This is a genomic window from Streptomyces sp. NPDC002513, from assembly GCF_053595355.1.
Genome location: NZ_JBSFXK010000083.1, coordinates 1 through 24,036, shown reverse-complemented (window position 1 = coordinate 24,036; position 24,036 = coordinate 1). Strand labels below are relative to the sequence as shown.

The window sequence follows — 24,036 nt, the reverse complement described above, 5'->3', positions numbered from 1 at the left end:
GACCACGGCGATATGGCACAACGACCACACCGGACAAGACGTCCTACGCTCGCTGACCGCGTTCGATCACTGACCCCTTGGAATAGATCATCTAGGCGTGATCCTTCAGGGAGACGACGGGGAGGGTTTGCGTGTCCCCGCAGGAGCGCTACGAGAAGCGCGCCGTGAACTCCGCTCGGGCGGCGGTCGTGCCGTGGCGAGAGGACAGGATCTCCCTGGATCTGATGTGCTGGGCCCGGGACGCCGATCCAAGCCTGAACGAGCTCCTCGTAGTCAAGACCCTTCAGCGGCGCCCGCGCTGGGCATCAGCCGGTTCTCGCTGAACTTCGCGATGGTCCAACTTCGCGATGGTCCGTCCCGCCCTGGCCGGCGGTGAGCGCCTCCGTGCCGGACCGGTCCTGCGCGCCCGGACCGTGCCCGCGGTGCTGGGGAGCCACAGAGTTCCGTCTATCGGGTCCCGACAACACGTCCGGCCGTTTCGGGCAGGATTTTCGAGCCGACTGGTCAGTCGGGCACACCAGGAACGACGAGACCCGTTTCGTATCCGATGATGACCAGTTGGGCTCGATCACGAGCAGCGAGTCGGCTCATGATGCGGCTGACGTGCGTCTTGGCGGTGAGCGGGCTCAGGCGGAGCACCTCGGCGATTTCGACGTTGTTGAGGCCCCGTGCGACCAGGGTCAGAACCTCCTGCTCACGCGCCGACAGCAGCGCCAGTTGCTCGGAGCCGGCGGCGCCTGCCGCGGGGGCGGCATCCGGCAGCCGCAGGGCCCGGGCGATGACCCGGGCCGTGGGGCCCGGCGAGAGCAGGGCCTCGCCCGCCGCGACCGTACGGATCCCGTCAAGCAGTTCGGCTGGGCGGGTGTCCTTGACCAGGAAACCGCTGGCGCCCGCGCGCAGTGCGGCGACGACGTGATCGTCGGTGTCGTACGTGGTCAGCACCAGGACCCTGACCTCGGACAGATCCTTGTCGGCGGCGATGAGCCGGGTCGCTTCGATGCCGTCGAGATCCGGCATCCGAATGTCCATGACGATCACATCGGCGCCGACCGTACGGGCCAGCGAAACAGCCTCCCGGCCAGTACAGGCCTCACCGACGACCTCCATGTCATGGGAGGCGCCGACGAGCATTGCGAACGCCCCCCGTACCAAAGCCTGGTCGTCGGCGAGGAGCACCCGGATCGACCGTGCCAGGTTCTCGTTCACCGTGCGCCCTCCAGGGTCGCGCGCAGCGGCAGGTCGGCGCTGACGAAGAAGCCCGTGCCCGCCGGACGCGGTCCGGTGGTGATGGTGCCGCCCACGCTGCGGGCCCGCTCACGCATCCCGATCAGCCCGAATCCCGACGACGGTGGCAGGGCCGTGGTGTCCTGTACCGGGACACGCGGGCCGTCGTCCTCCACGGTGACGCGCAACCACTGCCCGTGCGCGGCCAGTCCGACCCGTACCCGGCATCCAGGGGCGTGCCGTGCGGCGTTGGTCAACGCCTCCTGGACGATGCGGTACGCGGCGACCCCGACGGCCGCCGGAACCGCCGGCGGCTCGGTGTATCCGAGGCCGACCATCAGACCCGCCGCCTCCGCTGCCTTGGCCAGGTCGGGCAGCCCGGCCAGGCCCGGCAGCGGTCCGCGGCTTTCCTCCACCTGGCCTGCCCGCAGCACATCCAAGGTGGCCCGCAACTCGGCCCGGGCGTCCCGGCAGGTGTCCGAGATACCGTCCAAGGTCTTGGCCAGCTTCGCTCGGTCGAGCAGTTCCGGGGCTGCCACGAGCATGTGACCGGCAACCGACGCCTGCACCGCGATCACCGTGATGCTGTGCGCGAGCAGGTCGTGCAGGTCCCGGGCGATCCGTATGCGCTCCTGCGTGACTCGCCGGGCCGCCTCCTCCTCCCGGGTCCGCTCGGCGCGCTCGGCGCGCTCGAGGACCGCGGCGACGTATCTGCGGTGGATGCGCACGGCGTCTCCCAGCACCACGACCGAGGTGATCCAGCCGCCGACGCGCAGGATGTCCCATGCCCCGCCCAGCCCGGAGACCAGGGACATCACGCCGGCCATGACCGCGACGGACCCCGCCAGAGTGGTGTACGTCCTCCACTGGGGTCCAACGGCGGCCACCGAGTACAGCGCGATCAGGCTGGCCGGCAACGCTGCCTGATGGGTGAAGCCGAGCGCGTGGTACGGCACGAGCAGGACGACGATCGCCAGCATGACCTCCATCGGCCGGCGCCGCCGCACCAGGACGACCGCGCTACCGGTGAGGAGTATCCAGCCCAGCGCATCCGGACCGTGGCCCTGTTTCCATGTGACCGTGGCGACCACGGACTGTGCCGCACACGTACCCGCGGCGAGCACGATGTCCAGGCGCGGGGCACAAAGCATCTTGGACATGATCGACACGTTTCCCTCCGTCACGAGTTTCCCACCGCTGCGCCGGATTCCGAGCAGGTCTGCCGGGCGCGGCCGCCTAGTCGGCCGCTCACGTGGCCGAAGACCTGGCGTGCCCCGGCATCGACTTCGGTTCCGGTACCTGGTCGGCACGGTCCGGCCCCGCGCCGTCGGGCCGGGCCGGGTGACCGGGCCACCACAGGTGCTGCCCGAGCAACTGCGCGGCGGCAGGCACCACGAACGGCCTGACCACGAACGTGTCCAGTAGAACACCGACGGCGATGACGAAGCCCAACTCGACCATCGACACCAGTGGAAGGACCATCAGCACGCTGAACGTGGCTGCCAGGACGACGCCCGCCGACGCGATGACGCCACCGGTCGTGGTGAGTGCCGGGACCACCGCGCCCTCCTGTCGCATCCGGTGCAGCAGAAGGTGCCGTAGTCCACGCCAAGTGCCACCAGAAAGACGAAGCTGAGGGTGGGCAGTGTCGCGTCCGCGCCCGCGAAGCCGAAGAGTTGACCGAAAACCAGCCCGCCGATGCCCAGGGCGGCCCCCCACACGGCCACCACCGCTCCCAGGAGCAACAACGGTGCGAGGAGGCTTCGCAGCAGGAGTGCCAGCAGCAGGAAGACCACGACCAGGACCAGGGGAATCACCAGGCCGCGATCACTCGAGACCGTTTCCGCGGTGTCGATGTCCTGGGCGCTCTGACCGCCCACCAGGGCCCTGTCGCCCAGCACCGTGCGCAGCCGGAGGATGGTCGCGGCCTCTGCCTGGCTTTCCGGCTGGGCTGTCGCGGTGACGCTGATCTCGGCCCAGCCCTTGGCATCCCGGCCGGTCGTCACGGAGGCGACGCCAAGGACCTTCCGCACAGTGGCGGTAACGGAGGGCGCGTCCGTCGTGGGAGCCAGCACCGTGATGGGCTGGCTGCTCTGCTCGGGGAAGGCCCGGGCGAGTTCCTGCATGGCCGTCACTGACTCGGGCTTGCTGGTGAAGGCATCCTCCCTGCGCAGCTCACCGGAGAGGCTGAGGGTACCGAGGGCCAGCGTCCCCACCGCAACCGCGCCCGCCAACAGGACCACGACCGGACGCCGCGTGATGAGCGAGCCGATCCTGTCGTACATCCCGCGCCCAGACAGCGGTTCGCTTCCGTTCGCAGGGATGAGCGGCCAGAAGACGCGCCGCCCCAGCAGCACGAGCGCCGCCGGCAGCAGCGTGGTCATCACCACCAGCGCGCACAGCACGCCGACCGCGCCAGTGGATCCCATCCCGCGTGTGCTGTTGAGATCCGCGAGCAGGAGGACGAGAAGCCCCGCCATCACGGTCCCCGCGGACGTCAGAACGGCCGGCATGGTGGACCGCCAGGCCCGGCTCATCGCGTCATGCGGCTTCTCGGTACGCCGCAGTTCCTCCCGGTAGCGGGCGATGAGAAGCAGCGCATAGTCGGTTCCGGCGCCGAAGACCAAGATGGTCATGACCGCGCTGCTCATCGTGTTGACGGTCAGTCCGAACGCCTCGACCAGCGCGTACGCCAGCGCTGTCGCGCCGAGGGCCGCCACGCCGGTGCACAGCAGGGGCAGCAGCCACAGGAACGGGCTCCGGTACGTGAAGATCAGCAGCACCGCCACTACCGCGACGGTCACCACGAGCAGGATGCCGTCGATCTGACCGTAGGTCTCGTCCATGTCCGAGGCCAGTGCACCCGGCCCTCCGACGCGCACGCTCAGCCCGTCCGTGCGCCCGCCGGCTGCGATTGAGCGCACCCTCTGGACGACGTCCTTGCCGCCCCCCTCCGACGCCGCGATCGCCACCGGCACCATCAGAGTGCCGCCGCCGTCGGCCACGATCGTTCTCGGCGCCCCGCCGACGAGGTCGAACTCCCTGTCCACGGCGGCGGCCTGGCGCCCCGCGACAGCCCGGTCGGAGGCGGTCAGCCCGCCATTGCGCTGGTAGACGAGGACCAGGTCGGTCGTTCCACCGCCGGGCATCGACGCCACGATCTTCGCAACCTTCGTCGACTGGGCACTCGCGGGCAGGTAGTCCACCTCGCCGTCCTTCGTGACGCCGCCGAGTTTCCCGGCGAAGGGCAGCGCGAGTGCCACCACGGCGACCCAGAGCGCCAGCAGCGCCCAGGGCAGCCATCTTTTCTGCGTTGACCGAGTGTTTTCCATAGGCTTCAGCGTTCCGCCTCTGCCGGTACTCCCACATCAGGCTGACGTCTGAACCCTCCGTTACTCCGTGGGGCGATGTGCGGGGCCTGTTACTCCCGTGGGAGTAACGCGAGGCGGCCGACGTGTCGGCGGTCAGGTAATTCCCCACGATCTGCATGATCAGCGTCACGTAATTCCCCACCCTTGCGATCACGACTCCCCATGGGGACCGCGAATCCGTTGGTGTGCACTCGGTAGACCTTGCCCAGTCCTACGATGATCCGATGCACCAGCTCGCCGCAGAGCCGTACTGGAACACCAACGTTGCCCGCCACCCGGGCATCCTCCGGGCTGTTCCCGAGAGGTGCGGCGATGCGTTGGATGTCGGCTGCGGGGACGGGCTGCTGGCGCGGAAGCTCGCCGAGCGGGCGGAGCGCGTCACAGGGATCGACAAGTCGCCGGAGATGATCGCCTGCGCACGCGACCTCGCTGTCGGCTACCCGGATCTCACCTTGGTCGAGGGTGACTTCCTCACCGCCGTCCTGCCCGCCGCGGGCTACGACTTCATCTGCTCGGTGACCACGATCCATCACATGGACTTCGAGGCGGCCCTCATCCGCATGAGTGAGTTGCTGCGGCCCGGCGGCACGCTGGTGGTCGTGGGCCTGGCCCGCGAGGCGAGCGTGACAGAGTGGGCAGCACTGATCGCGGCTGCCCCGATCGTATGGATTACGAAGGTGCTGCGTCGCGCGCGAGGGCCGGAAGGCATGCCGGTCGCTGTCCCGCAGATGAGCTACGGGCAGGTGCGGGCCGCGGCACGACGGCTGCTGCCCGGCATGCACTACCGCCGGCATGTGCTCCGCCGGTACTCGCTGACCTGGGAAAAACCCGCCCGTTGAGCTGGCGTCGGGGATCGAATTTTACCTATCTCGGGCGGTTTGGGCTTCACGTGATCGTCTGTCGCGAATTCTCCTGAATGGCCATGGGTAGCGCGGAGTCCGGGATCGAGGGACCTGGCCGTCACGGAGCTGCTCATGTTCCTCATCCCGTGGTTCGGATGGCCGATGGGCAGCCCGGATGGCGAGGAGAACGTTCGTCGTGGTCGACATCACCGAGATTTATGTCCACTGGTACGCGGGCCGCTCGAAGAGCGCGCTGGCCGCGTCGCTGGGAGTGGACCGCAAGACGGTCAGGAAGTACCTGGCGCCGGCGGAGGCGGCCGGGATCATCCCGGGCGGACCGCCGATGAGCGAAGCCGACTGGGCCGGGCTGATCGAAGGGTGGTTCCCCGGCCTCGCCGACAGGAGACTGCGGCAGGTCACCTGGTCCGACATCGACGAACACCGCGACTACATCAAGGAGTTGCTGGGAACGGTGACGGTCTCCACGATCCACCAGCGGCTGCGGGACGAGCATAAACTGAAGGTGTCGATCTCCTCGTTCCGCCGCTGGGTGCACGCCACGCTCCCCGACGAGGTGAGCTGCTCGCAGGTCACCGTCCTGCGCGACGAGGTCGAGCCGGGCGAGGAGGCCCAGATCGACTACGGGTTCCTGGGTCAGTGGACCAACCCGCGCACCGGCAAACGGCACCGCGTCTGGGCGTTCGTGATGGTGCTGCCCTGCTCACGGCACATGTTCGTTCGTCCGGTGCTGCACCTGGACCAGCACGCGTGGACCGAGGCGCACGTCGCGGCCTTCCGCTACTTCGACGGCGTCCCGCGCCGGCTGGTGCCGGACAATCTGAAGACCGGCGTCGACAAGCCCGACCTCTACGACCCGAAAATCAACAAGGCGTATGCCGAACTCGCCACCCACTATGGGGCGTTGATGGACCCGGCGAGGGCTTCGAAGCCGAAGGACAAGCCCAGGGTGGAGCGGCCCATGCCCTACGTTCGCGACTCGTTCTGGCGCGGGCGGGAGTTCACCTCGATCGAGCACATGCAGACCGAGGCTGTCACCTGGGCCCTGCAGGTCGCCGGACGCCGGCAGTGCAGGCCGCTGGGCGGGGCGGCCCCGATGGCCGTGTTCGGCGCGGTCGAGGCCGCCGCTCTGCTGCCGCTGCCGCCCACCCCGTTCACCCTGGCCCGCTGGTCGACAGCCACCGTTGGCCCGGACATCCACATCAAGGTCGGCCGCACCCTCTACTCCGTGCCCTGGAAACTGATCGGCCGCAAGGTCGACGTCCGCTCCACCGCCACGATGGTGCAGGTCTTCCTCGACGGCGACCTGGTCAAGACCCATGCCGCCCTTGACCAAGGAAAACGCACCGACAAGAGCGACTACCCACCAGAGAAGATCGCCTTCCAGATGAAGACGCCCATCTGGTGCCGCACCCAGGCGTCCGAGATCGGCGAGGCCTGCCGCGAGGTCGTCGACCAGCTCTTGGAGGTCAACGCGCTCTACCGGCTCCGCGCCGCCCAGGGGGTTCTCGGGCTGCGGAAGAAGTACGGCGACACCCGTCTGGAGGCCGCCTGCGCGAGAGCGATCACGGTCGGCGACCCGTCCTACCGCACCATTAAGGTCATCCTGGTCGCTGGCACCGAAACCGACCCCGAGCCCGAGACCAGCGGAGACGCAGGCGCCGCGGCCTTCCTCCACGGCCCACAGGGACTGTTCGGCTCCGTCGCACCCCCGGACACCTCGGAGGATACCCGCGACGACCAGGTCCACGGCGAAGACGAGGTGGCGGCACGATGAGCGTGATGGACACCGCTCTGCGCGAGTCACTCAAGTCCCTGAGGCTGTCCGGGATGCTGGAGACCCTCGACGCCCGCCTCGCCCAGGCCCACGGCGGCGAGCTCGGCCACCTCGACTTCCTTCAGGTCCTCTGCCAAGACGAGATCACCCGCCGCGAGACCGTCGCCTTCCAACGCAGGCTCCAGCGAGCCAAGTTCGAGCAGCAGGTCACCCTGGAGGAGTTCGACTTCACCGCCTCCTCGAAACTGCCCGCCGCCCAGATCCGCGACCTGGGCGCCCTGCGCTGGCTGCATGCGGGCGAGTCCGTAATTCTGTTCGGCCCGGTCGGGGTGGGCAAGACGCATATCGCCCAGGCGCTGGGGCACCTCGCCGTCCGGCAGGGCGCCCACGTCCGCTTCGCCAAGACCAGCCGGATCCTCGCCGAACTCGCCGGCGGCCACGCGGGCCGCACCTGGGAGAAACGGATCCGCGAACTGGTACGGCCCGACGTGCTCATCCTCGACGACTTCGCCATGCGCCAGCTTTCCGCGGCCCACGCCGATGACCTCTACGAACTGGTCAGCGAGCGGCAGGGGCGGTCCCTGATCATCACGAGCAACCGGGCGCCCAGCGACTGGTATCCCCTCTTCCCCAACCCCGTCGTCGCCGAATCACTCCTCGACCGGCTCATCAACACCAGCCACCAGGTCATCATGAACGGCCCCAGCTACCGCCCGAACAAGCGCCCCAAGAACCCCACCGACAAGCCCGCCAAGCCGTCGGTCAAGTAGACGCCATCGGCGCCCGGGGCTGGGGAATTACGTGAACTCAGCCCCGGGGAAATACGTGAACGTCCACAACGGTCCGCATCAACATGGTCGGCGATGTGAGCCGTCATCTGCGTCAGGCCGCCGCGCAGCGGTAGTACGACGTCACGAGCTGACCATGACGAGCCTGTTCTTCAGCGTGCGCAACATCCCGAGCGCGCTGTACGAGGCGCTCGGCGGGTTCGTCATCAGCGGGGTCAACCTCGCGGACATGGAGAGCTACCAGGTGGGCGCGGGGCTCAACGCCAGCGTGAAGCCGTTCTGCACCGGGGCGACCGCGTTGGGCAGCGGAATGTCGATGAAGATGATCTGCACGTCCGGCCTGTCGGCGTCCGGGGTGCTGCGCAGGAGCCCCAGGATCTCGCCGTGGTTGTTGCGCGGTGTGGGCACCGGCCGCTGGGCCTGGTGGACGAGGTTGGCGCGCGGGTGGTCGTGCAGATTGCGGCCCACGCCGGGCAACTGGTGGAACATGTCGACCCCGGCCCGCCGCAGATCGCCCTCGGAGCCGATGCCGGAGCGCTGGAGGAGCAGCGCGGACCCGATGGTCCCCGCCGTCAGCACCACGTCGCGCGCCGCCGTCGCGGTGTGGGTTCGGCCGTCCACGCCGTACTCCACCCCGACACAGCGCGTGCCCTCGAAGAGCAGCCGGTGCGCGGTCGCTGCGGTGACCACGTGGAGGTTGGGGCGGTCCAGAGCCGGGGCGAGATGGGCGTCGGCCGCGCTCTGCCTGCGTCCGTCGACGATGTTGAGGTCGACGGGGGCGAAGCCCTCCTCCAGGCCGCCGCTGATGTCGAAGGCCCGGCGGTGTCCCGTCTCGACCGCGCCGTCGAGGCAGGCGAGCAGGATCTCGTTGGGCTCCTTGGCCGGGCCGACGGTGAGCGGTCCCGCGGTGCCTCGCCCGCGCGCGCCGCTCGTGTCGGTCTCGGTGCGCTGGAAGTAGAGGGGCAGGTCGTCGTAGGTCCAGCCCCTGGCGCCGTGGGCGCTCCAGCTGTCGTAGCCGGTGCGGTGGCCGCGGGTGAAGACCATGGCGTTGATGGCGGACGAACCGCCCAGGCCCTTGCCACGGGGGAGCGCCACCGGGGCGCCGGAGGCCTGCTGGACCACGGTGGTGTCGCCCCAGCCGGCCTCCGAGGCCGCGAGCGAGGGCCAGGCCGGCGGGTAGGCCACGGCGTCCGGCAGGGTGGCCGATCCGGCCTCCAGCAGCAGTACACGGGTGCCGGCGTCCTCGGTCAGACGCGCGGCGATTACACAGCCGGCCGCGATTCGTCAAATCTGATACCGGTGATCACGGCGATGGTGCGCGCAGCGAGCGAGCAGGGGCCGGTCATCCTCCAGGACAGGGCCAGGCCCCCCAGGGCGGAACACGTATTTCGTGATACCTATCTTTCATGACGGCGGAGCACAACATGTGACTTTCGGCATGCTGATGTGAACGGTGGAGGGCGTCCGTCTCGTGTCAGTGGTGTCAGGGTCCGGCGCCCGCCGGCCGTCCGGAACGTCCCGAGCCGGCGGGGCATGCCGTACGTGCAAGTGAGGTTCTGATCGGAATGAGTGCGGACGCGTCCAACGTGACAGGTGTGAACCTGCGGCGTGCGCCGATCCAATGGGCCGCCCTCGACGATGTCCTGGTCGAACTCCACGGGGCACTGGACCCCGTACAAGAGCCCGCCGTACGCCGCGATCTGCCGCGGGCAGCCCTCGCCGGCGGCCGGCACGGTACGCGTCGGTCGTGAGCCCGGGCATGTCGTGGTGCCGGTGCCCCGTGTCGAAGCATGCGTCGAAGCCCTCGAACAGCGGTGTCGGCGGCCGGCCTCGGTCAGCGTGCCGGGGATGCAGCCGATCTCCGGCTCCGGGCTGCGCAGACAGGGCCCCGAGCGGAGGTGATCGGAGGCATCTCCGCCGCCGCGTCGAAGTGCGGGCACTCGGCGGTGGTCGTGGCCGGGGACTGCGGGGAGCCCCTCACGATGAGCAGATCGATGCCGTCGACGGCGGTCACGGTGTCCTGTCCCGCACCCGGCTCGCGTCCACCCGCTCGGCGGTCCAGGAGGTGAGGGTGCGCAGGGTGTCGTGGGAGAGGGTGCTGGTCTCGGCGGTGAGGACCATCAGCCGCTGTCCGGAGCCGTCCGGGCTGGTCCACGTGTCGCAGTCGAGGGTGAGGTCGCCGACCAGGGGGTGACGGTAGCGCTTGGTCCCGTAGGACGCGCTGTTGACGCGATGTTCGGCCCACCAGGCGCGGAAGTCCGCGTCCTGCGCGGACAGTTCGGCGACCAGGCCGTCCAGCTCCGGGTCGTCGGGGCCGGCGGCGGCCTCCATGCGCAGGGCTGCGACGGCGTCCCGGGCGTCGTGGTTCCACTCCCGGTGCATCTCCCGGATCGCCGGGTCGGTGAACATCAGACGCAGGTACTTGCGCCGGTCGGCCGGGATCTCGGCGAAATCGGTGTAGAGGGCCGTGGCGGCCGGGTTTCCAGGCCAGGATGTCGAGGCGTCGGCCGAGGACGAGGGCGGGTGTCTCGGTGAGCTGGTACAGCAGGCGGCGCACGGCGGGCCGCACCTGCTGGACGGGCCGGCGGCGGCGTGGGCGGTCGTCGGTGCGCCCCGCGAGTTCGTAGAGGTAGCTCTGCTGGTCGCCGTCGAGGCGCAGGGCGCGGACCAGGGTGGCGAGCACGGGGGTGGAGGCCCGGACACGGCCCTGTTCGAGCCGGGTGTAGTAGTCCACGCTGATCGCGGCGAGCCGGGCGACCTCCTCGCGGCGCAGTCCCGCGACCTTGCGGGTGGAGTCCGACTCGGGCAGACCGCAGTCCTCGGGAGCCAGCTGAGCCCGGCGGGCCTTGAGGAACTCCCCGAGCGCTCGGGGGCCGGTGTGTGAGGTCATGGCGTCCATTCTCCCGTGAACCGCACACCCGTGAGGTGTGCCGGGCGATGTCCGTGGTCTGTCCCTGGGGCGGCGGGACCGTGTGCCCCGCCGCCCCCGGGGGACGTCAGCGGACGGTGGCGTGGGCGGCCCGCTCGATCACGTCGGCCACCAGGTGGGGATGGGAGACGGCGACCGAGTGGGACGCGGCGACCTCGGTGGTGTGGGCGTGGGCGCGCTTGGCCATGAAGCGCTGCACGGCCGCCGGGATGTTGAGGTCGCGGGTGGTGACGATGTCCCAGCTGGGGATGGTCTTCCAGGCGGCGCTGGTGGCCTTCTCCGCTAGGGCGGACTGCGCGATGGGCCGCTGTTCGGCGGCCATGAGCGCGGCCTGGCCGGCGGGGACGTCGGCTGCGAACTGGTGGCGGAACTTGTCCTGCTGGATGTACAGGTCGGTGGCGGTGGAGCCGTCGGCCTGCTGGTAGGTGACCGGGTCGAGGGCGTCGGGGAGGGTGGAGCCGGGGTATTTGTCGGTCAGCTCCAGGGCGCTCTCGCCGGGGGCCGGCAGGAAGGCCGCGACATAGACCAGGGCCTTGACCTCGAGGTCGTCGGTGGCGGCCTCGCTGATGACGTTGCCGCCGTAGGAGTGGCCCACGAGGATCTTCGGGCCCTTGACATGGTCGAGGACCGTGCGCAGGGCGGCGGCGTCGGAGGACGGGCCGCGCAGCGGGTTGGCGGTGGCGACGACCGGGTAGCCGTCGGCGCGCAGGGCGGCGATGACGCCGTTCCAGCCGGAGCCGTCGGCGAAGGCACCGTGCTCCAGGACGATGGTCGGCCTTGCGTGTCTGCCCGCCTCGGCGGCGTTCGTCGCGCCGTTGGCGGTGCCGCTGAGGGCGAACGCGCCGAGGGCCAGACCCGCCGTGAGCGTCGCGATCGCACCCGTCACCAGCCGGCTGCGCCCACCCTTGATGCTGACCATGACAAACCTCTCTCACATGTTCCGACAGGTGTACCGAAGAGGACGGGCCGGTGCGACCGGACTGGCGTCACCGCCCTGACTGGTGATTAACCTGTCACGCCGATCGTCACCTGTCAAAGTGGTGATGGAAGGATGGATCTCGGCGACGGGTGTGCGGAGGCCGACTCGGCGCGGACAGCCGCGCACGGACAGGGGAGATGCCAGGACCCGCACTCGGCAGGCACGCCGAGTCCGTCGGGACGCCTGTGACCCCGCGGTCACCGACTACCGCACCGGAAGACTTCCCGGGCCCGGGCCGGCGGCTGCCCAGGCGTGGCGAGTCCTGAACGCGGGTGCGGCCGGGAAGGGCGATGCCCTCCCGGCCGCGCGTTCCGGAGACGCGGCACATGTGTGCCGCCGGGGTTCCGGCCCCCTGCCCGCCCCCACTCAGCGCATGGGCGAGGACTGTGGCCGCAACCCGTGTGTGCGGCCGGCAGCGCCGCCCGGTGGCACACCTCCGCGGCCGGCGGGTCGTCGACACCGGTGGGCAGATGATGACCATGCTGTTCGGCTCCGACGGGCAGCAGCACCACCGCGTTCCGCGCCGCGAGGGCGCGCAGTTCGTCGGCTGTCCGACGGTTCCACTGCACTCCGCTCATCTGGGACTCCTCCCGGGAGTGGCGTCGCGGAGGGGTGGGGGAACCGCCCGGCCGGTGGCGGGTGCGGATCTCAGAGGCGGTCGGCGTCGACCACGGCCTGGGCGAAGGTGGTGGGCGCCTCCTGCGGCAGGTTGTGGCCGATGTTCGCGACGGTCCGGTGCTGGTACGGGCCGCTGAAGTGGTCGCGGTAGGCGGAGCCGTCACCGGCCGGGGTGAAGGGGTCGAGGGCGGCGTCGAGGGTGACCGTGGGTACGTGGATGGGAGGCTGGGCCGCGAGCTGCTTCTCGTAGCGGTCGTAGCGGTTGTCACCCTTGATCAGGCCGATGCGCCAGCGGTAGTTGCAGAGGACGATGGCGGCGTAGTCGGGGTTCTTGAAGGCCTGGGCGGTGCGCTCGAAGGTGGCGTCGTCGAAGTTCCAGTTCGGCGAGACGAGCGTCCACACATAGCGGCACAGCGCGATGCGCTCGTCCTCGTTCTCCATCGCCTTCTTGCCGCGCTCGCTGGCGAAGTACCACTGGTACCACCAGTTGTGCTCCACTGCCGGGAGAGCGGGTTCGAGCTGCGCCTTCACGTTGGTGATCAGGTAGCCGCTGGTGGAGACGAGAGCCTTGACACGCTCCGGCCACAGGGCGGCGATGATGTCGGCGGTGCGCGAGCCCCAGTCGAAGCCGGCGAGGACCGCCTTGTGGATCTTGAGGGCGTCCATGAAGGCGATGATGTCCAGCGCGATGGCCGACTGCTCGGCGTTGCGCGGGGTGTGGCCGGACAGGAAGCGGGTGCTGCCGTGGCCGCGCAGGTAGGGGACGAGGACGCGGTAGCCCTGGTCGGCGAGGAGCGGGGCGACGTCGACGAAGCTGTGGATGTCGTAGGGCCAGCCGTGCAGCAGGAGGACGGCCGGGCCGTGCGCGGGGCCCGCCTCGGCGTAGCCGATGTCCAGGACGCCCGCCTTCACGTGCTTGAGCGTGCTGAACTCCGTGTGGGTGCCGGGAGTGACGGCGGGCACCGTGGGAACGGAAGAGCTGCCCGGCGTGTGCGTCGCGCTGGCGGCGGACGCGCCGGTCTGGAAGCCGGACAGCGAGACCGCGGCCGCGCCGGTGCCCAGGCCGACGGCCTTGCTGAAGGTACGCCTGTTGATCATGTGAAACCCTCTCGTGCGTTTCCGGTGACCGGCCCGCGCCAGGGATGTCTCCCGCTCGCTTCGGTGCTGTGGGATCACCGCGCGGCTCATGGCGCGACGACCCTCGCGCAATGCTCAGGTGACGATGGACGGTTCTGTTGTGAGGCCGGCAGATCCGAGGCCGCCCCCGTTGCGGGAACGTGGTCGGCGGCACACACTCTTGTCGGTAAAGAAACCGGGCACATCAGTCATATGACGGTGCGGACGGTGACACGAGGATGTGCGGCACACCCGGCCTCCCGCTCGGTGCCGCAGGTGAGCACGTGTATCGCCGGGTGCGGTCCGTCGGAGCAGGCGGCGGACTGCCGCCGATGCCGACCGCGATGCGCAGGGCGTCGCGGTGGCCGGGGTCCAGCAGGTCGATGGAGTCGAAGAGGGGGACGAGCAACTGGTAGAGCCGGCGCCGTGCGGAAGCCGTGTACAGAGACGCCGGCGGCCGGCTGGTGGACGCTCGCGTCTGCTGGCCGGCGCCCGCCGGGCCGACCCCACCACCGGGAATCGCTGCACTCCGCAGCCGCGTCCGCCCTCCTCCCCGTCAATCAGGAGGGAGACGTCGGCACCGCATCACCGGTTGCTGACGGCCGCGATCGAAGCGGACACGGTTACGGCGCGCCGGACGACGCCCTGACCGAGGCCCTGTTCATCCTGATCACCTTGTGCTGGTACAGCTGCGAGCCCGACACGTGGCCGCCGGTGTGGAGGAGATCGGCTGAGAGGGGTCTCGGCCGCCCAGTCAGATGACGTATGCGTTCGCTCGCCGCTGCCTGCACACTGAGTGGGGGAACGCCCTGAGGCTGTCGTGCCGCCGACACCGTCGCCGGCCTACCCGCAGTAGAACAGCAGCACGAAAGTGAACTCGGATGTACGACACCTCAGACAGTCATCCTGACATCCACTGGCCGTCCGGATTCTCGCCCGCAGACGCCCACAGCTTCCACCGGGCGCAGGCTGTCGTCCCCGGCCCGCCGGAGCGGTCCTTCACACTGCTCACCGACGTGGCGAACTGGCCGAACTGGGTGCCCGGGTGCGAGGAAGTCAGCTCCGTCACTTTGACGCAGACTTTCGAGGTGGTCTGGACGGGACACCGGTTCGAGGTCTTCGTGGGGGAGAGCCTGCCGCCCCGCCGGATCGGCTGGCTGGGCATCGGCGGAGGCGTGATGCTGTACCAGGCCTGACTGCTCACGGAGATCGAGGGTGGTACGGAGGCCGTGGTGGAGAACGCCGTCCGAGCCGACGTTCCCAGGCCCCTCGACACCCTGTCCCGTTCCTGGGCCGAGCGTCTGAACGAACTGTGGCTGGCCCAGCTGGGCAAGCTGTCGGAGAACCCGCCGAACCGGGACCCGATGTCTTGAACGCGCGGCGGCTGCGCCGTCAGGAGCGGCCGGCCTTCGGGAGGCGGTAGCCGGTCTGGAACGCTCTCAGCAGGCTGTTGTAGGTCCGTCTCAGCAGCTTCGCCGACTGGCATGTGCCGCTGCTCGTACAGGACCGACAGGTCCACAGATGTTTTTCCCGCACCGCACGCGCTTGATCGACCCGGTACCGATCCGGCTGCATGGCTCTTCCACGGACGTGCGATACGGCCGTCTTGGGTACGACGGCGGTTACCCCGTTCTCCGGTCGCTCGGTGGCCCGGTGGCCCGGTGGAACCTGCGCCCCGGTGCCCAGGGGACCGAACTGGACGGCGTGGACTGGGACGAGCTGCTCACATGCCTGGCGGGGGTGCCGGGTGAGAAGTGTCACCAGCCGCCGAACCTACCCCGCCGGACCGGGGGAAGAGGGCTCCTTCCGCGGTCACGAGCGCGGGTCCGGCGGTGGCCAGGGGACCTCGTATCCCCACCGTTCGCAGATCAGCCGGGCTGCCGACGGGCGGCCCCCGGACTCGTCGGCCCCCTCGGACATCACCAGCACCAGCAGACGCACATGACCCTCCGGCCGCGCTTTCAGCACGGGTGTCAGCAGCCGGCACAACCCCTCCGCGCCGTCCTCGCCCAGGAGCGTCCCGACCAGGACGACGGCCTCGTTCGGCCGGGCCGGACCGAGTCGGCCGGTGAGCCGGGTGAGCCACAGCGGCGGCCTGCTCCCCGTGTGCACCAGATGCAGGTAGCCGTCGGCGGGGGAGACGGTCAGCGGTGAGGGCGCAGGTCCACCTTGGGCGGCGCCGCCCAACCTCGGTGCAGTCATGCCCGGATCAGTCCGGTTGTGGCGGTTGCCAGGTGAGGACCGGACCGAGCGCGTTCAGCAGGGCCGAGGAGGGGGCCAGCCGGAGCAGCCAGTCGCGTGCGAGGCGGGCCGGGGCCGAACTCCACTGCGCGACGGTACCGATCCGGCGGGAGCGTTGGGCGATCATCTGGGTACGGGCGCGGCGTTCGCGGTCGTAGGAGGCCAGCGCGGATTGCACGTCGGGGTGCGCGGCCAGGAGCGCGGCCAGGGTGACGGCGTCTTCCAGGGCCTGGTTGGCGCCTTGTCCGAGGTTGGGTGTCATGGCGTGTGCGGCGTCGCCGAGCAGCACGCACCTGCCGCGGGCAAAGGTGTCCAGGGGTGGCAGTTCGTAGATGTCGTGGCGCATCACCGCATCCTCGGAGGCGGCGGCCAGGAGTTCCGGTACCGGTTCGTGCCAGCCGTTGAAGCGCCGCCGCATCTCGGCCAGTTCGCCGCCCGGCCTGCGTTGTCCCTCGGGGGCGTTGGCGACACCGAAGAGATAGATGCGTCCGTCGACGAGAGGGGCGATGCCGATCCGTCCGTTGCGTCCCCAGGTCTCCCCTCCCACCTGCAGCCGTCGGCCGGCGTCGACGACCATGCGCCAGGCCGTGTATCCGGCGTAGCGGGGCGAGGGGGCCTGCGGCCAGAGCGAACGTCGCACAGTGCTGTGGATGCCGTCGGCTCCCACCAGCAGATCAGCGCGCGATACCCCCTCACTGTGCTGGACCTCCACGTGCGAGCCATGGTCCTTGACGGCCGTGACACGCGTGTTGGTGCGCAGGTGACCCGAGCGGGTGCTCCCGCTCGGGCCCCGGCCGGGCGTCGGGCGCGGCCGGTCAGCTCGTCGGCGTACACCTGCGACAGCGGCCGAGGACCCTGGTGGGCGGCGGGGTGCACCGCCGCCCACCGTGCGGGCGTCAGACCCGTGCCGGTGCGCTCCGGCGGGCGGGCTTGCCGCTGCCCGATCCGCCGCCCGAACCGCGGCGCCGGCTGCCGCGCTCATAGCGGTGCAGCTCGATGGCGAGCGGGGAGGCGGTGAACACCGAGGAGTACGTGCCGACCACGAGCCCGATGAGCAGGGCGAGCGCGAAGTCGGTCAGCGAGTCCCCGCCGAGGACCGTCAGGGAGATCAGGATCAGCACCGCGCCCATGCCCGTGTTGATCGTGCGGGGCAGCGTCTGAAGGATCCCCTGGTTGGTGATCTGCGCCAGCGGAGTCCTGCGGTCGCGTCCGAGCAGTTCCCGGATGCGGTCGAACAGCACCACCGAGTCGTTGACCGAGTAGCCGATGACGGTGAGCAGGGACGCCAGGAACACGCCGTCGATGGGCTTGCCGAGCCACGCGAAGACGCCGACGAGGATGACGACGTCGTGCGCGAGCGCGGCGACCGCCGCCGTGCCGAACAGCCAGCGGAAGCGGGCCGCGAGGTACAGCAGTTGGGCACCGAGGGCGACGCCGAGGGCGATGAGCGCGTTGCGGCGCAGCTCCTCCCCCAGGCTCGGGCCGATCAGCTCGTCGCGGATCTTCTCCGTCTTGCCGCCGAGCTCGCTGACGGTCCCGGTGACCTTGGCGGCCTCGGCTTCGGTCAGGTCCTCGGTCCGCACGGTCAGCCCGTTGTCGTTGGAGGACTGCACGAGAGCGCCGGGGAAGCCCGCGTCGGCGAGGGCGGTGCGGGCCCGGTCGGGGCTCACGGGGGTCGCGGTGGTGTACTCGATCAGCCGGCCGCCGGTGAACTCCAGGCCGAAGTTCAAGCCGCGGGCCGCGATGCCCGAGCCGGCGAGCACGAGCAGGACCGCGGAGACGGCCAGCCAGCGACGCGGGTGGCGCATCAGATCCGGGTTGCGGCGCGCGAGCAGATCGCGGACCCGGCCCGTGGTCGCCAGGCCCGTGAGCAGGTGGCGGCGGCGCACCCAGGCGCGGTCCACGGCGAACTTGGCGAGCACCCGGGTGATCACCAGCGCGCTGATCATGGACGCGGCGACACCGATGGCGAGGGTGACGGCGAAGCCGCGCACCGGCCCGGTGGACAGGAAGAACAGCAGTACTGCCGCGATCAGCGTGGTGACGTTGGAGTCGGCGATCGCGCTGAAGGCGTTGCGGAATCCGGCGGTGAGGGCCGAGCGCGGACTCGGCCGGTGCATACCGGCGTACTCCTCACGTGCTCGTTCGAAGACGAGCACGTTGGCGTCCACGGCCATGCCGATCGCCAGGACGAAACCGGCCAGGCCCGGCAGGGTCAGGGTGGCGCCGAGGGCGGCCAGGGCGGCGTAGGAGATCACTCCGTAACAGAGCAGGGCCAGTGCCGCGAGGAAGCCCACGAGGCGGTAGACGGTGATGATGAACAGAATGGTCAGGGCGGTGCCGATCACCGCGGCCCAGGCGGTGGCCTCGATGGCGCTGGCGCCGAGGGTCGGGCCGATGGTGTGCTGTTCGACCGTCTCGGCCGGCACGGGCAGGGCGCCGCCGTTGATGAGCAGCGCCAGTTCGCGGGCCTCGGCGTCGTCGAACGAGCCGGTGATCTGCGTGGAGCCGTCGGCGATGCCCGTGCCGCAGGCGACGGACGGGGCGACCTGCGGCGAGGAGATGATGCGGTCGTCGAGCACGATGGCGACCCGGCGCGCGGGGTCGCCGACCTGGCGGCAGGCGGCCTCACCGGTCAGCTTGGCCCACGCGGACCGGCCCGCCTTGTCGAAGTCGACGGTGACGGTCCAGCCGGCGCCCGTCTCCCGCTCGAAGCGGGCCTGGGCGCCCTTGACGTCCTTGCCGGTCATGGCGCCGGCCTGAAGGCGCAGCCTCTGCCCCGACTCGTCGGGCAGGACGAGTTCCTTCGACTTCTCGGGTTCCTTCGAGGCGTCGGGCTTGGACTTTGCGGGGTCCTCGGTGTCGGCGATGCCGACCACCGGGTGGAAGGTCAGTTGGGCGGTACGGCCGAGCACGTCGGCCGCCTTCTTGGGGTCCTGCACGCCGGGCAGCTCGACGATGATCCGGTTGCTGCCCGAGCGGACGAGGGACGGTTCGGCGACGCCGAGCGCGTCGACCCGGCCGCGCAGCACTTCCAGGGCGCGGTCGGTGGCATCGCGGTCGGCCTTGGTGGTCGGGGTGGAGCGGGTCTCCAGGACGATCTGGGTGCCGCCCCGCAGGTCGAGTCCGAGGCGGACGGGAACGGTGGCGGTGATGTACACGGACAGGGAGATCACGACGAGGGCGAACAGCGCTCTCACCGGGGAAGTGCGTTTCGTACGTTTCGTGCGTTTCAACGGAGGCCTCCGGCAGGCACGCCGCGACTGCGGCCGACGCGGTCACGGCGGTCGAGGGGCGAACGGGGACGTCAGATGCCGAAGGCCCGCGGCGGCGCCCGGCCGCCGTCCTGCACCACGTGCACGGCGCGGGCGGCCACGGTCACCGGGACCGGTCGCGTCCGCCCGGGTACGGGCAGGGGGACGTCCGTGACGTCCTCGGTGGTGGCGAACTGCCCGTGCGCGACGGGCCGGTCCCCGTGGAACTCCTGCCGGGTGCCGTCCTGCGAGGAGCAGACGACGGTGCATCCCTGCCCGGCGTGCGGGGCGTCCGCGGGACGCTCGTCGGCGCCGGGCGCGGGGCCCGAGTGCTCCCGGGGCGCGAGGGCCGCGCCGGATGCCGCCGCGGCGGTGGCGGGTGCGGGCAGCGGCGGAGGGCTGCCGGTGGTGAAGACCGCCAGCAGGGTGAGCAGGGCGGCCGTCACGAAGGCCAGCGCGCGGGAGGCGGGGGCGGTGCTCGGCACCGGGTGCATGCACCGTCCCCTTTCGTGGTGGCACTCGTGGGCGGACGCGGCTGTCGTCCCTGGGATCCCGGCCGGGGAGTGGGCAGCCGGGACCCCAGGTGGTCGTGGGGCGGGCGGTCAGGGTTCGATCAGACCGGCCCGGATGGCATAGCGGGTGAGCTCCAGACGGTCGCGCAGGCCGAGCTTCTGGAGCAGGTTGGCGCGGTGCCGCTGGACGGTCTTGATGCTGATGAAGAGGATCTCGCCGATCTCCTTCGAGGAGTGCCCCTCCGCCACCAGTTTCAGGACCTCCTCCTCGCGGGGCGTCAGGACCTGGTCCGGGGTCTCCTCGCCGTGGCGGACCCGGTCGAGGTAGTTGCGGATGAGCGCGGTCACCGCGCCCGGGTACAGGAACGGCTCGTCCCGCATCGCCGCCCGGCACGCGGCGACCAGGTCCTGGTCGGCGACGGACTTCAGCACGTACCCGCTGGCGCCGGCCCTCAGCGCCTGGAAGAAGTACTGCTCGTTGTCGTGCATGGTGAGCATCAGGATCCGCAGGTCCGGCTTGAGTGCCACCAGTTCGCGGGTGGCCTGGAGTCCGGTCAGCCGGGGCATCGCGATGTCCAGCACGGCGAGGTCGATGTCGTGGGTGCGGGCCATCTCGATGGCCTCCGCGCCGTCACCGGCCTCGGCGACCACCTCCAGGTCCGGTTCCTGGTCGAGGATGAGCCGCACCCCCCGGCGTACCAGCGCGTGGTCGTCGGCGAGCAGGATGCGGATCGTGGTCGGGTCGGACATGATCAGGTCTGCTTCCTGGGGATGACGGGCGCGGTCAGCCGGACCTCGGTTCCGGTCGCGGGGGCGGGGGCGATGTCGAGTCCGGCCCCGATGAGCAGGGCCCGCTCGCGCATGCCGCGTATGCCGGCGCCTTCGCACGCGGCCTTGATGCCGCGGCCGTCGTCGGTGATGGCCAGCACCACGGCATCGTCGGTGCGTCGCAGGCTGACCTCGATCCGTTCGGCGTCCGCGTGCCGGGCCACGTTGGTCAGGCTCTCCTGGGCGACACGGTAGAGGACCAGCTCGGTCTCCGGCTCCAGGGCGGGCAGGTCGGCGTCGAAGCGGCGCACCACCTGAAGTCCGGTGTGGGTGGCGAAGTCGTGGGTCAGCGAGGTCAGCGCGGCGACCAGGCCGAGATCGTCCAGGACGCCGGGTCGCAGCCGGCGTACCAGCCGGCGGACCTCGTCCAGGCTCGACCGGGTGATCTCCTGCGCCTGGTGCAGTTCGTCGCGCAGCGGCGGAGCCGCCTCGTCCGCGGCCCGCTTGAGCGAGAGCAGGATCGCGGTCATGCTCTGACCCACCTCGTCGTGCAGCTCCTGCGCGATACGGCGCCGCTCGGCCTCCTGGGCGAGCAGGACCCGGGCGCTGCTCGTGGCCCGCTCGTGCTCCAGCCGGTCGAGCATGGCGTTGAACGTGCGGACCAGCTCCGCGACCTCACCGCCGCCCTGCTCGGGCAGCCGCTGGCCGGGGCGCAGCAGGTCCACGGTGGTCATCAGCTTCGTCACCCGGTTCATCGGGGCCAGCCCCCAGCGCAGCAGGGCGGCGTTGGCGACCAGCATGACGGCCAGGCCGCCCACCAGGATGACGGCCTCGGTCAGCACGACCGGCACCGAGACGGTCACCGGGGCCCACAGCAGCAGCGCGGTGGCCGTGCCCAGCACCACGGCATTGAGCCCGAAGATCCTCCAGAACAGGGACACCGGGGTTGAGCCTCCTTCCGTGATGCGGTCTGCCTCTACTGTCGGGCATCGCGCATCCTGGACGAGCCGCGGCCCCCGGTCCCGACCGGGCCTGCCGCCAGTCTGCCTTCCGCCGACCGCCGGGAGCGATGGGGCACGGTCCCCATTTCGCCGGGTGCGGCCTACCCATGCGCCTGTCGAGTGGATCCTTGGACCGGCCGTAAATGGGCTCTGGACCCGATGGGAAACCGCGGCGGGTTCGACCAGGGTTGAGGTGTGACCGACCCCCGTCCCCCATTGCAGAAGGAAAGGTACTGACGATGTCGCTCGACGCCGCCCGGACCGAACTCCGCGAGCACCTGTCCGCTCAGGAGGCCCGCCGGCGCCTGGAACACGCCCGCGGGACCCGGCTGGTCCAGCTGGAAGCCCTCGGCGAGACCGGGCAGACGGCGGACGACCACCTGATGTCCTCCCAGCGTGAGGCCATCCAGCGGGTGCTGAAGGAGATCGACGAGGCGCTCGCCCGTATCGAGGACGGCACCTACGGGACCTGCCTGGAGTGCGGCAAGCCGGTCCCGGCGGAGCGCCTGGAGATCCTGCCGTACACGGGGCACTGCGTCGCCTGCCGGCGCCGTACCGCCTGACCCCGTCCGACCGCCCGTCCTGCCTTCGTCCTCCGCCCTGCCCAAGGGGTGAAACGGTGAACAACCAGATCATCGGCGACCGCGACACGTACCTGACGGCCGAGGACCTCGCCGCGCTCCGCGCGAACCTCGACGACCAGCGGCTGTTCCGTCAGGAGCAACTGGAGCAGATCTCGGCCGCCGCGATGTCCCGCGCGGACGCCCTGCTCCAGCAGCAGGCCGCCTCGCAGGTGGAGGTCCGCGTTAAACTCGCGGCCTCCGCCCGCATGGTCCTCGCCGACGTCGAGGCGGCCCTGGCGCGCATGGACGAGGGCAGCTACGGCACCTGCCACCTGTGCCGGCGTCCCATCGCACGGGAGCGGCTGGAGATCGTGCCGCAGGCCCGTTACTGTGCGCGCTGCCAGCAGGTCAGGGAGGCGGGGCGGTGACCCTCAACCGGCGTTCGCGTGCCGCCGTGGCCGCCCGGCACCGGCCGTGGCCGCTGGGTCGGCGGGGCTGGGGCGTCGCCCTCGACATGGGCAGCGCCCGCACCCGCGCCTGGGTTCCTGGGCAGGGGCTGGTCCTGGACGTCCCCACGGTGACGTTCCCCGACTCCGGGGCGGTGTATCCGATCCAGCGCGGCACGATCATCGACACCGCGGGCACGGCCCGGATGCTCGATCGCCTGCTCGGCAACCGCCTGCCCCGCTTCACCCGCCCCCTGGTCGTCCTCACCGCCCCCGTACTGGACGGGGTGGCCTTCCGGAACGAGGCCCGTACGGCGGTGGAGGTGCTGCGGCCGCGCGGGGTGCTGACCATTCCCAGCGCGCGGGCCGTCGCCCTGGCCGCGGGCGCGGACCTGTCCCGCCCGCTGCTCGTGGTGGACATCGGCGCGCATCTGACCGAGGTGGTGCTGCTGTCGGAGGGCGCCGTCGTCGACGCGCGCCGCACCGTGCTGGGCACCAGTGACCTCGGCTCCGCCTCGGCGGTGCAGATCTGCGAGGCGGTGGCCACGATGGTGACCGCGATGCTGCGGCAGGACCGTACGTCGCTCACCGTGGACGCCCTGCGCCGGGGCGCGCTGCTGGCCGGGGGCGGCGCCCTGCGCCCGGAGATCACCTATCACCTCACCGGCAGGCTGCACGCGCCCCTCAAGGCCGTGGCGGCGCCGCACACCGCCGCCGTCCGCGGCGCCGCCACCCTGTTGCGCGACGCGCACGACCACCCCGACGGCCCGGCGGGCGAGTCCTCCGAGCCGCCCCCGTGGCGGCGCCGCGGATGGACGCCGACGACTCCCGGATGAGCCGCTGCCGCAGCAGCTCATGGAGGAAGTGAGCGCCCACGTCGAGGACGAGGAGAACAACCTCTTCCCGCTGCTCGGTCAGGCGTGTTCGACGGAGATGCTCGGCGATCTCGGGGACAAGATCCGGTGGGCGAAGGCTCCGGCGCCGCCGCACCCCACCGCACCGAATACGCCGCCTGCGAACAAGCTCCTGGCACCGGGCGCCGGCCTGGCCGACCGTGCCCGTGACGTCGTCACCGGCCGCGGCACGTCCTGACCGGACCCTTTCCCGGCCAGCAGCATGGCCGCACGCATTGGTCCCTCCCGGCTGCCCAGCCGGGAGGGACGTAAATGCGGGAGAGGAGGTTGTCCTCTCCTGGGGGATGTCCTCCTCGCTGTATGGACTGGTCTTGGAGGGGTACTGGATCTTGGGGGGTTGATTGCCTCGGAGGCCATCATGATCATCCTCGGAGTCATCCTGCTCGTCGTCGGATTCGTCGCGGGAATCGGCATTCTGTGGACGGTAGGCATCATCCTCGTCGTCGTCGGACTGATTCTCTGGCTGCTCGGCGCGGTCGGTCACGCAGTGGGCGGACGCCGCCACTACTGGTGATGCGAAATCTCCAGCCTTGGCTTGTGCCCTCCGAGTCCACGGCAGGGCTCTCCACCACAGGCCATCGCTAGATGATCTATTCCAAGGGGTGCCTGTGGAGACGAAAACGAGGGCGTCCAAGATCATGTTGTGACGCACAACTTGGACACCCTCGCGACAGC

23 protein-coding genes and 3 pseudogenes are annotated in these 24,036 nt (G+C 70.5%); 12 read left to right on the top strand and 14 right to left on the bottom strand.

The window, feature by feature from the left end; all coding sequences use genetic code 11:
• Positions 1–504 precede the first annotated feature (504 nt).
• The 3 genes and pseudogenes from ACWD5Q_RS32600 to ACWD5Q_RS32590 all read right to left on the bottom strand — a co-directional run bounded on the left by ACWD5Q_RS32600 (position 505) and on the right by ACWD5Q_RS32590 (position 4,556).
• A complete protein-coding gene (locus tag ACWD5Q_RS32600) occupies positions 505–1,131 on the bottom strand; it encodes a response regulator (RefSeq protein ID WP_451430683.1) in 627 nt (208 codons plus the stop codon).
• 71 nt (positions 1,132–1,202) lie between these two features.
• A complete protein-coding gene (locus ACWD5Q_RS32595) occupies positions 1,203–2,384 on the bottom strand; it encodes a sensor histidine kinase (RefSeq protein WP_451430680.1) in 1,182 nt (393 codons plus the stop codon).
• Positions 2,385–2,472: 88 nt separating this feature from the next.
• Positions 2,473–4,556: pseudogene (locus ACWD5Q_RS32590) on the bottom strand (MMPL family transporter).
• A gap of 263 nt (positions 4,557–4,819) precedes the next feature.
• Between ACWD5Q_RS32590 and ACWD5Q_RS32585 the strand changes: the two are divergent.
• The 4 genes and pseudogenes from ACWD5Q_RS32585 to ACWD5Q_RS32570 all read left to right on the top strand — a co-directional run.
• Positions 4,820–5,434 (top strand): class I SAM-dependent methyltransferase, encoded by a 615-nt coding sequence (locus tag ACWD5Q_RS32585; RefSeq protein WP_451430679.1) that lies wholly within the window; start codon positions 4,820–4,822, stop codon positions 5,432–5,434.
• A 199-nt stretch (positions 5,435–5,633) separates the two neighbouring features.
• Complete coding sequence (gene istA / locus ACWD5Q_RS32580) at positions 5,634–7,232, top strand: IS21 family transposase (RefSeq protein WP_451430678.1); 1,599 nt, start codon at positions 5,634–5,636, stop codon at positions 7,230–7,232.
• Positions 7,229–8,002: an IS21-like element helper ATPase IstB gene (istB, locus tag ACWD5Q_RS32575; protein WP_451430677.1), complete on the top strand. Its 774-nt coding sequence runs from the start codon at positions 7,229–7,231 to the stop codon at positions 8,000–8,002. Before istA ends, istB begins: the two co-directional genes overlap by 4 nt.
• Positions 8,003–8,153: 151 nt before the next feature.
• Positions 8,154–8,288, top strand: a pseudogene (locus ACWD5Q_RS32570) (prephenate dehydratase); the annotation flags it as partial.
• Here ACWD5Q_RS32570 and ACWD5Q_RS32565 read toward each other — a convergent pair.
• Positions 8,258–9,115 carry a GMC family oxidoreductase gene (locus ACWD5Q_RS32565; RefSeq protein WP_451430682.1) on the bottom strand — a complete coding sequence of 286 codons (858 nt, stop codon included), beginning with the start codon at positions 9,113–9,115 and terminating at the stop codon, positions 8,258–8,260. The pseudogene ACWD5Q_RS32570 and the gene ACWD5Q_RS32565 sit on opposite strands and share 31 nt — an antisense overlap.
• A gap of 470 nt (positions 9,116–9,585) precedes the next feature.
• On the opposite strand from ACWD5Q_RS32565, the gene ACWD5Q_RS32560 reads away from it, so the two are divergent.
• Positions 9,586–9,771, top strand: a complete 186-nt coding sequence (locus tag ACWD5Q_RS32560; RefSeq protein ID WP_451430676.1) for a hypothetical protein — start codon at positions 9,586–9,588, stop codon at positions 9,769–9,771.
• 259 nt (positions 9,772–10,030) lie between these two features.
• Here ACWD5Q_RS32560 and ACWD5Q_RS32555 read toward each other — a convergent pair.
• From ACWD5Q_RS32555 to ACWD5Q_RS32540, 4 genes and pseudogenes are all read right to left on the bottom strand, one after another.
• Positions 10,031–10,910, bottom strand: a pseudogene (locus ACWD5Q_RS32555) (helix-turn-helix domain-containing protein).
• A 106-nt stretch (positions 10,911–11,016) separates the two neighbouring features.
• Entirely contained in the window at positions 11,017–11,868 is an 852-nt protein-coding gene (locus ACWD5Q_RS32550; RefSeq protein WP_451430675.1) for an alpha/beta fold hydrolase, read from the bottom strand.
• A gap of 257 nt (positions 11,869–12,125) precedes the next feature.
• Positions 12,126–12,506 (bottom strand): creatininase family protein, encoded by a 381-nt coding sequence (locus tag ACWD5Q_RS32545; protein WP_451430674.1) that lies wholly within the window; start codon positions 12,504–12,506, stop codon positions 12,126–12,128.
• Positions 12,507–12,576: 70 nt separating this feature from the next.
• Positions 12,577–13,644: an alpha/beta fold hydrolase gene (locus tag ACWD5Q_RS32540; protein WP_451430673.1), complete on the bottom strand. Its 1,068-nt coding sequence runs from the start codon at positions 13,642–13,644 to the stop codon at positions 12,577–12,579.
• An 899-nt stretch (positions 13,645–14,543) separates the two neighbouring features.
• Between ACWD5Q_RS32540 and ACWD5Q_RS32535 the strand changes: the two genes are divergently transcribed.
• Both ACWD5Q_RS32535 and ACWD5Q_RS32530 read left to right on the top strand, forming a co-directional pair.
• Complete coding sequence (locus tag ACWD5Q_RS32535; RefSeq protein WP_451430672.1) at positions 14,544–14,858, top strand: SRPBCC family protein; 315 nt, start codon at positions 14,544–14,546, stop codon at positions 14,856–14,858.
• A gap of 36 nt (positions 14,859–14,894) precedes the next feature.
• On the top strand, positions 14,895–15,035 hold the full coding sequence (locus ACWD5Q_RS32530; RefSeq protein WP_451430671.1) for a hypothetical protein: 141 nt from the start codon (positions 14,895–14,897) through the stop codon (positions 15,033–15,035).
• A 439-nt stretch (positions 15,036–15,474) separates the two neighbouring features.
• Here the strand turns inward: ACWD5Q_RS32530 and ACWD5Q_RS32525 are convergent, their stop codons facing one another.
• From ACWD5Q_RS32525 to ACWD5Q_RS32500, 6 genes are all read right to left on the bottom strand, one after another.
• Positions 15,475–15,864 (bottom strand): hypothetical protein, encoded by a 390-nt coding sequence (locus ACWD5Q_RS32525; RefSeq protein WP_451430670.1) that lies wholly within the window; start codon positions 15,862–15,864, stop codon positions 15,475–15,477.
• Positions 15,865–15,871: 7 nt separating this feature from the next.
• On the bottom strand, positions 15,872–16,885 hold the full coding sequence (locus ACWD5Q_RS32520) for an FAD-dependent monooxygenase (RefSeq protein ID WP_451430669.1): 1,014 nt from the start codon (positions 16,883–16,885) through the stop codon (positions 15,872–15,874).
• Positions 16,800–19,103, bottom strand: coding sequence for a protein translocase subunit SecD (gene secD, locus ACWD5Q_RS32515; protein WP_451430668.1), 2,304 nt, complete (start codon positions 19,101–19,103; stop codon positions 16,800–16,802). Before secD ends, ACWD5Q_RS32520 begins: the two co-directional genes overlap by 86 nt.
• Positions 19,104–19,210: 107 nt before the next feature.
• Positions 19,211–19,651, bottom strand: coding sequence for a hypothetical protein (locus tag ACWD5Q_RS32510; RefSeq protein ID WP_451430667.1), 441 nt, complete (start codon positions 19,649–19,651; stop codon positions 19,211–19,213).
• Positions 19,652–19,759: 108 nt separating this feature from the next.
• Positions 19,760–20,419, bottom strand: a complete 660-nt coding sequence (locus ACWD5Q_RS32505; protein ID WP_451430666.1) for a response regulator — start codon at positions 20,417–20,419, stop codon at positions 19,760–19,762.
• A gap of 2 nt (positions 20,420–20,421) precedes the next feature.
• Positions 20,422–21,378, bottom strand: a complete 957-nt coding sequence (locus tag ACWD5Q_RS32500; RefSeq protein ID WP_451430665.1) for a HAMP domain-containing sensor histidine kinase — start codon at positions 21,376–21,378, stop codon at positions 20,422–20,424.
• 299 nt (positions 21,379–21,677) lie between these two features.
• On the opposite strand from ACWD5Q_RS32500, the gene ACWD5Q_RS32495 reads away from it, so the two are divergent.
• The 5 genes from ACWD5Q_RS32495 to ACWD5Q_RS32475 all read left to right on the top strand — a co-directional run bounded on the left by ACWD5Q_RS32495 (position 21,678) and on the right by ACWD5Q_RS32475 (position 23,875).
• Complete coding sequence (locus ACWD5Q_RS32495) at positions 21,678–22,001, top strand: TraR/DksA family transcriptional regulator (RefSeq protein WP_451430664.1); 324 nt, start codon at positions 21,678–21,680, stop codon at positions 21,999–22,001.
• Positions 22,002–22,057: 56 nt separating this feature from the next.
• Positions 22,058–22,429, top strand: coding sequence for a TraR/DksA family transcriptional regulator (locus tag ACWD5Q_RS32490; protein WP_451430663.1), 372 nt, complete (start codon positions 22,058–22,060; stop codon positions 22,427–22,429).
• Positions 22,426–23,283 carry a rod shape-determining protein gene (locus tag ACWD5Q_RS32485; RefSeq protein WP_451430681.1) on the top strand — a complete coding sequence of 286 codons (858 nt, stop codon included), beginning with the start codon at positions 22,426–22,428 and terminating at the stop codon, positions 23,281–23,283. The genes ACWD5Q_RS32490 and ACWD5Q_RS32485 overlap by 4 nt, the downstream gene beginning before the upstream one ends.
• A 28-nt stretch (positions 23,284–23,311) precedes the next feature.
• Positions 23,312–23,539: a hypothetical protein gene (locus ACWD5Q_RS32480; RefSeq protein WP_451430662.1), complete on the top strand. Its 228-nt coding sequence runs from the start codon at positions 23,312–23,314 to the stop codon at positions 23,537–23,539.
• A gap of 180 nt (positions 23,540–23,719) precedes the next feature.
• Positions 23,720–23,875 (top strand): DUF6131 family protein, encoded by a 156-nt coding sequence (locus ACWD5Q_RS32475; protein ID WP_451430661.1) that lies wholly within the window; start codon positions 23,720–23,722, stop codon positions 23,873–23,875.
• Positions 23,876–24,036 lie beyond the last annotated feature (161 nt).

Excerpts from the sequence above, each read along its gene's own strand:
- ACWD5Q_RS32600 (WP_451430683.1), bottom strand. The coding sequence starts at position 1,131 with ATGCTCGTCGGCGCCTCCCATGACATGGAGGTCGTCGGTGAGGCCTGT.
- ACWD5Q_RS32595 (WP_451430680.1), bottom strand. The coding sequence starts at position 2,384 with ATGTCCAAGATGCTTTGTGCCCCGCGCCTGGACATCGTGCTCGCCGCG.
- ACWD5Q_RS32585 (WP_451430679.1), top strand. The coding sequence starts at position 4,820 with ATGCACCAGCTCGCCGCAGAGCCGTACTGGAACACCAACGTTGCCCGC.
- istB (WP_451430677.1), top strand. The coding sequence starts at position 7,229 with ATGAGCGTGATGGACACCGCTCTGCGCGAGTCACTCAAGTCCCTGAGG.
- ACWD5Q_RS32560 (WP_451430676.1), top strand. The coding sequence starts at position 9,586 with ATGAGTGCGGACGCGTCCAACGTGACAGGTGTGAACCTGCGGCGTGCG.
- ACWD5Q_RS32550 (WP_451430675.1), bottom strand. The coding sequence starts at position 11,868 with ATGGTCAGCATCAAGGGTGGGCGCAGCCGGCTGGTGACGGGTGCGATC.
- ACWD5Q_RS32545 (WP_451430674.1), bottom strand. The coding sequence starts at position 12,506 with ATGAGCGGAGTGCAGTGGAACCGTCGGACAGCCGACGAACTGCGCGCC.
- ACWD5Q_RS32540 (WP_451430673.1), bottom strand. The coding sequence starts at position 13,644 with ATGATCAACAGGCGTACCTTCAGCAAGGCCGTCGGCCTGGGCACCGGC.
- ACWD5Q_RS32535 (WP_451430672.1), top strand. The coding sequence starts at position 14,544 with ATGTACGACACCTCAGACAGTCATCCTGACATCCACTGGCCGTCCGGA.
- ACWD5Q_RS32525 (WP_451430670.1), bottom strand. The coding sequence starts at position 15,864 with ATGACTGCACCGAGGTTGGGCGGCGCCGCCCAAGGTGGACCTGCGCCC.
- ACWD5Q_RS32520 (WP_451430669.1), bottom strand. The coding sequence starts at position 16,885 with ATGAGCGCGGCAGCCGGCGCCGCGGTTCGGGCGGCGGATCGGGCAGCG.
- ACWD5Q_RS32510 (WP_451430667.1), bottom strand. The coding sequence starts at position 19,651 with ATGCACCCGGTGCCGAGCACCGCCCCCGCCTCCCGCGCGCTGGCCTTC.
- ACWD5Q_RS32505 (WP_451430666.1), bottom strand. The coding sequence starts at position 20,419 with ATGTCCGACCCGACCACGATCCGCATCCTGCTCGCCGACGACCACGCG.
- ACWD5Q_RS32495 (WP_451430664.1), top strand. The coding sequence starts at position 21,678 with ATGTCGCTCGACGCCGCCCGGACCGAACTCCGCGAGCACCTGTCCGCT.
- ACWD5Q_RS32475 (WP_451430661.1), top strand. The coding sequence starts at position 23,720 with ATGATCATCCTCGGAGTCATCCTGCTCGTCGTCGGATTCGTCGCGGGA.